Origin of the sequence: Marinobacter sp. S0848L, from assembly GCF_023016065.1 — a bacterium.
Classification (GTDB): domain Bacteria; phylum Pseudomonadota; class Gammaproteobacteria; order Pseudomonadales; family Oleiphilaceae; genus Marinobacter.
In genome coordinates, this window is the sequence record NZ_JALKAQ010000029.1 from 1 (window position 1) to 1,202 (window position 1,202).

A 1,202-nucleotide genomic window follows, 5' to 3' on the forward strand; every position below is an offset into this window, starting at 1 on the left:
TGTAAACATCCCTGTTTTAGTTGCACCGCTGATTAGAGTTTTCCGCCCGTTGGTGTTTCGCCAGGTATTCCCATGGCGTCAGGTCTTCCAGTGAATCGTGGGGACGCTCATCGTTGTATTCCGTCATCCAGGATTCGGTCAGTTCTCGGACTTCGGTTAGGTTCCGGAAGACATACATGTTCAGGATCTCGTCCCGATAAGTCCGATTGAAGCGCTCAACATACGAATTCTGAGTGGGTGTGCCCGGCTTTATAAACTCCAGCTCGATACCGTGTTGCTCAGCCCAATCTGCCAAGGCAATCGAGATGAATTCAGGACCGTTATCCATGCGTAGTTTTGCCGGGTAACCTCGCCAAGCAATGATGCGTTCCAGAACCCGTATGACCCTCGGTGCTGGCAGGTTCAGGTCAATCTCGATAGCCAGTACCTCCCGGTTAAAATCGTCCACCACGTTGAAGGTGCGGAACCGGCGACCACAGAACAGACTGTCGCTCATGAAGTCCATGGACCAGCATCGATTAACGGTGACTGGCACGCTCAAGGGCTCCGGGTTTCGTGTCGGGAGTCGTTTCTTGCCCCGTCGTCGTTTGTTCAGGTTGAGTGTGCAATACAGCCGGTGTACCCGCTTGTGATTCCATCCGTGCCCCCAGCGTCGCAGCACTTTGAACAGTTTGCTGAAACCGTAGGCGGGATAGCGCTCAGTCGCGCTTTGAAGCGCTGCAATCACCGGTTCATCCCGGGAGGTGTCCGGCCGATACCGGTACACAGAGTCACTGATGCCAGCGATTCGGCAGGCTCTGCGAATGCTGACGCCGTGAGCCTGCTTGAGGTAATCCACCAGTTCTCGTCGAACGGCTGGCTTTACAGCTTTTTTTCGATCACATCCTTCAGCAGTTTGTGATCCAGGCTCAGCTCGGCATACATCTGCTTCAGCCGGCGGTTTTCCTCTTCCAACTCTTTGAGGCGCTTCACATCAGAGGCCTCCATGCCCCCGTACTTGGATTTCCAGTTGTAGTAGGTCGCATCGGAGATGCCGTATTCCCGGCAGACTTCCTTAACCAGGCGGCCGCCCTCGACCTCCTTCAGGATCTTGACGATCTGTGACTCGCTGTACCGTGATTTCTTCATGTCGTTCTCCGTTTGCCTCATTGTAGGCCGGAGAACTCTAATTACGCATGCACCGATTTTAGGGGATGTTTACA

General features: G+C 54.0%; 1 protein-coding gene. It reads right to left on the reverse strand.

Going from position 1 to position 1,202, the window contains the following annotated elements; all coding sequences use genetic code 11:
* Positions 1–16 precede the first annotated feature (16 nt).
* Positions 17–1,128 (reverse strand): IS3 family transposase gene (locus MWU64_RS15340; RefSeq protein WP_247065350.1). Its coding sequence is split into 2 segments (ribosomal slippage): positions 17–867 and positions 867–1,128, totalling 1,113 coding nucleotides; the frame shifts between segments, so codons are not numbered across the junction.
* Positions 1,129–1,202 lie beyond the last annotated feature (74 nt).